The organism is Candidatus Hydrogenedentota bacterium (assembly GCA_018005585.1).
Lineage (GTDB): Bacteria > Hydrogenedentota > Hydrogenedentia > Hydrogenedentales > JAGMZX01 > JAGMZX01.
The window spans coordinates 4,602-9,744 of record JAGMZX010000184.1; the positions used below are offsets into that span (position 1 = coordinate 4,602).

At 63.8% G+C, this 5,143-nt stretch carries 2 protein-coding genes and 1 other RNA gene; all 3 read right to left on the bottom strand.

The window, feature by feature from the left end:
- A partial coding sequence (locus KA184_21285; GenBank protein ID MBP8132122.1) for a LysM peptidoglycan-binding domain-containing protein occupies nucleotides 1–1,659 on the bottom strand: 1,659 nt, incomplete at its 3' end.
- A gap of 175 nt (nucleotides 1,660–1,834) precedes the next feature.
- Entirely contained in the window at nucleotides 1,835–3,553 is a 1,719-nt protein-coding gene (gene dnaX, locus KA184_21290; protein ID MBP8132123.1) for a DNA polymerase III subunit gamma/tau, read from the bottom strand.
- A 367-nt stretch (nucleotides 3,554–3,920) separates the two neighbouring features.
- An RNA gene (ffs, locus tag KA184_21295) (signal recognition particle sRNA large type) lies at nucleotides 3,921–4,187 on the bottom strand.
- Nucleotides 4,188–5,143: the final 956 nt, after the last annotated feature.

Genomic DNA, 5,143 nt, shown 5'->3' on the forward strand with positions numbered 1-5,143 from the left:
CGGGGGGTGTGCCCCGGGCGGCTCACCGGGCGGCTCCGGCTCCGGCACTGCCTCGGGTGCGGCCTCCGTGGCCGGTTCGGCGGGCGTCGTTTCCGCAGTCTCCGGCGCAGGCGTCTCGTCTGGCGCGGGGGACGGTGGTTCAGGAACGGCCTCCGCGGGTTTCGGCGGCACGTGGACCGTCAGTTCTTGTCCGAACTTGATGTGGCTCGGGTCGTCGACCTGATTCCATCGCTTGAGGTCGTCGACGGACACGCCGTATTGCGCCGCAATGCTCGACAGAGTTTCTCCTTCCTTGATCCGGTGTTTTACCGGTTCCGTGCCTGGCGGAGGGAGTACCTCCTCAGGCTTGGCCGCGGAGAGGCGGCCGGCATGTGCCCGGACCACATCGATCCTGTCGCGGCTTGCCTGTAATTCCTGTTCTTGAAGCACGCCCGCGGCCGCGGACTCGGCCACGGCTGCGCAGATCGCGTTCAGGCGTTCCGGAGGCGCGTCCAGCACGATCACGGCATCGCAGCCCGCGGCCAGCGCCTGGACCGCGGCCTCTTCGGGCGCGCGTCCACCGGCCGCGCCCGGGCGCGATACGTCGTCCGCGATGATTGCCCCGGCAAACCGGCGCCGGTCGCGCAGGAGCATGCGCACCAGCTTCCGTGAACAGGAAGCCGACACGAGCGTATCCGCTCCCTCGAGCGCGGGCACGGCGATGTGTCCCACGAGCACGGCAGGCACATTGTGCTGCCCTGCCGCGTCAAAGGGCAGAATCTGGGCCTCCAGCTTCTCGATTTCCGTTTCCTTCACCACCAGCAGGCCGGCGTCATCGGGCGTCGCGCCGCCCGCGCCCGGGTAATGCACGACACAGGGGACTACGCCGCCGGCTTCGAGCCCCGCGAGATATTCCAGGCTGGCCGAAATGACGCGCGCCGTGTCCGCCGCGAAAGTGCGGGGCTCGCACTCGGCCGGGGCTGCGCCGGGCACGTATACGTCGAGCGGAGGCGCCAGCAGCATGTCAACGCCGCGCTCGCGGCAAAGCTGGGCGGTGCGCTGCGCGAGATTGCGTATGGCTTGGGCGTCAGCGAGCCCGCCGGCTTCGCGCGGCGAAGGCGCTTCATCGAGGCGCAGGGGATTCTCATCGCCGCCCCGTTGCGCGGCGACAATCAACGGCGGAGCCAACTGACCGGAAGTCCAGGGCACCGCGTTGAGAATTGCCTCGACCAGCGCGCGGGTCTGGCCGGCATCCGTGACGTTCTGTGCGCCCAGGACAATGCCGCCGGGGCGGAATGCGCGCAGCAGTTCTGTCGTGGCGGGGTCAAGCGTAGTGCCCGGAATGCCTATGAACAAGTGCCGGGCCGGCCACACGGGTGCGGGGGGCGGCTCTGGCGGGGCCGGTTCTTGCTCCGTTGGCGCTTGCGCCGCGGGAGGTTGCGGTACGGGGGTGTCCGGTTCTGAGGCGGGGTTCGGGCGGTCCTCGCCGGAAACGAAGTGGACGATAGTCGGCTGCGCAGGCTCGTCGGCCGCGGCAAGCGGGTCCGCGCCGTGGCTTTCCGGCCGGCCAACCTGCAACACGGCATAGCAAAGCGTAAAGCCGATTGCCACGCCCAGCAGGAACGTCACAAACAACGTGGCGGATGCAGTTCGCCGTTTTCTTCGATAATCCAAACTCACCCAAGGTCTCCCCGCCTTCGCCGCGGCGGCTTTACCCGCGGATTGTAACCGAAACGCCGCACACGGGCACAACCCGCGCGCCACGACCGGTTGTGCGGGTCCGCCGGGACATACAGCCAGGATGATTCAGCATGCCCCGGGCGCGGCCGAGGGTGCTGTTCCCTCCGCAAGGGTTTCAATCCCCTTCGCGATGGGCAAGGCTGACATCATGCCGGATGTCGGCGATGCGTCCCTTGAACACATCCAGCACTTGCGCGATGCGCGGGTCCGCCATGACCTTGCGCGCCTCTTCCGGGTTGACGGTCGGGTAGAACGGTTGCTGCGGATTGTACTCGGCCTTCGTTTCGCGTGGAGAGGCCGCGCCCGCCTGCAATTCCGTGCGGTACGTGCGCACGTTGCGCGTACTGGCGGCGAGCGCGCTTTCCAGAGCGCGCCGCTGATCCGGCTGCTCGACGGTTTCCCGCGCGCGCGTTTGGCCGGCGGCGTATTGCAGCACCAGAGTGTCGCCTTCGATTCCCGCCGCAACGCCTTGCCCCAGCCACACGGCCAAGCTCAGGCTGGCTTCGCGCACCCGCTCCAGGATAGCGGGCCAGAGCTGCCGGAGATTATCCGCCGTCAGCGTCAGCGGTTCCGGCTCCGCAGCGGGAGCAGGTGCGCCGCGTGGTTTTGCCGGGGCGGCGCGGCGCGGTACAGGAGGGGCCCCGGCCTCAGGAGGGTTTGGGCCGCCCCTCGCCGGCGCGTGACCCTCGCCCAGTTGAAGAAGCTTTTCCAGGACGGTGTCTATGGAGACATCGACCCCGGCTTTCGAGATGCGGATGAGCAGTGCTTCGAGGGCGATACGCTGCGCCAGTTGCGAATCGAATTCGCCGGTCAACTGCGCGAACTGTTCGACGAGCTTGATCAGATGCGTTAACGGGAACCGTCCCGCTTGCTCCGACAGCACCTGGATTTCATCTTCCGGAAGCGCGAGCAGTCTTGCCGCCTCGCCCGTCTTGCACACGAGCAGATTGCGGAAATGCTGGAGGATCTCCTGGACAAACTGGGAGAGGTCCTTGCCGCCCGCGACGATATCTTCCACGATGCGCAATTGCGCCGGGATATCCTTGTCGAGTATGGCCCGGCACAATTCATGAAGCAGCCGCCGGTCCACGAGCCCAAGCACGTCGTACACGTCGTCAAAACGTATTTCGCCGTCGCAATACGAAATAAGCTGGTCGAGAATGCTCTCCGCGTCGCGGACGCCCCCTTCCGCCGCCTGTGCAATGGCGTGGAGCGCGTCGTCCGTTGCCTTCTTGCCCTCTTTAACGACGATATTGCGCAGCAGTGCGACGATTCGGTCCAGGGCGACCCGCCGGAAATCAAAGCGCTGGCATCGCGAGATAATCGTCGCCGGGATCTTGTGCGCTTCCGTAGTGGCCAGGATGAACACGCCGTGCAGCGGCGGTTCCTCCAGCGTCTTCAGCAACGCATTGAACGCGGACGATGAAAGCTGGTGCACTTCGTCGATGATGTAGACCTTGTAGCGGCTGCTCGACGGCACCATACGGATGTTGTCGCGGATTTCGCGGACATTCTCGACGCCGTTGTTCGACGCGCCGTCGATCTCGATGACGTCGATGTTGTTGCCTTCCCCTATCGAGACGCAGTTCGTGCACACGCCGCACGGCTCCGGCGTGGGCTTGTCCGAGGACAGGCAATTGAGCGCCTTGCAGAGGATGCGCGCCGTGGTCGTCTTGCCGATGCCGCGCGACCCGATGAACAGGAAGGCATGATGAATGCGTCCCGCGACAATCGCGTTTTTCAGCGTGCGCGTGACGTGTTCCTGGCCGATGACGTCCTCGAACGATTGCGGACGCCACTTCCGCGCCAATACCTTGTATTCGCCTTCCGCCATCCGGTACTCGTTCCTCGCGTTGCGATGGGATTTGCAGCCCCGAAGCACGTATTATAAAGACGACAATGTGGCAAGACAACCGGCAGGACGGCGCTTGGAGTGCGGCCCGTATCCGACATTGACTGGGTCCTCTTTGAGCCGGAAATGCGGTCACGTGCGTGACCCGGCCTCTGCCAGGCTATCGAAAACACGCCCATCATCTACCACATTGATGTCGTGCGCGCCGGAAAACTGCTGGACCACCCTTTCAGGGAAACGGCCGGCCGGAAAGGCGTTCTCGTGCATCCCTGACATTTCTTTCCCTTGCGTGTGCGGGAATGAGGCGCAAGCCGAGGGGCGCCTGCCGCCAGGAAATTAAGGAATAAGCTCGCGCACCCACCCTCGAACGCTTGCCCAGAACGGTTTGCGGCGCCGCCGGCTCGGGCCAGGCACTCCTGCAGCACACGGGGCAATCCGGCTACGGCTGCTTCTGTCAAGACCTGACCGGGTTCGCCGGCGTCCCGTTGAGCAGGACCCAGCCGTCAACGCCACGTGCGCCACGCCTATAAAGAGCAAGACGCCCTCAAGTGGGAATTCGACCTCGCTGAAGCGGATTGCGAGTTACAGGACACCGCTAGTTTCCCGTCTAGCGCGAGCAAAATCAGGTCGAATTCGCATTCAATAAGCGAAGAACCATGCTAGCAAACGGCCTCGGGGCATGTCAAACATCTTGTCGTTTTGGGCCTGTGGCACAGGAGTTGGCTGGGACTGTCTCTTTGTTTCTTGCGCGTATGACTGAAAATGACATTTACAGTATACGTTGCGCTGTAATGGAACGACTCAAAGGGGAAACAGGGCAAGACCCGGAGCCGCCGCATCAAACCGGAGGAAGTTCTCGCCGGCAAGCAGGGAAGCGGAAGACTATGGGCGATGGAAGGAACTGCAAGAGGAGCTCGCCGCGCTCACCGAGCGCCTGTGAGAACGGGAGGGGCGAGAGGCCGCCCAAGGCTTGGGGCAATTGACGAGCACGGTGGGGACGGCAGCGCCCGCAGCCCCCGTGACCTGCTCACCAGCCGCCGGGGCGCGCAGATTCGTCCCGATTTCGTCCCGCTTTTCTGCTACCGGAAAGGCCCCGCGTCGCATCGATCATGGTCGAGGTCAACCGCCGCCTCTACAGGGACGGGACGACGGGGAACAAGGCTCCGGGCCTTATTCGCATCAAGGAGACTCTTGACTATGTTCTCAAGCATCTATTGAGATATCACTAACAGTAGCCATTATCAAGGGGCTGCAGCATCAATCCGGTCTGTCTCCCTTTGCTCCATCCAAGGCTATTCTTGACACCGTATGCATTGTGGTGTATACCTCTACTCGCTAGGCGAGGACCAGTCACCGCTTCAAGAAAGCATCTATCTTGCCGCTGGGTATTCCGTTTTTCGGAAAGGCCGGAGGATAAGATATGGCGACTATGAGGAAGAGCAACGAGCGCCAGAGGAATGTGTTTGGCTCTCCGGGATTGCGGCTGCTCCAGCTGTACACGCTGCTCCATTCCGGCAGACGCGCCTATTCGCTGACACGCCTGGCCGGGCTTTTCCGCTGCTCCCGTCAGAG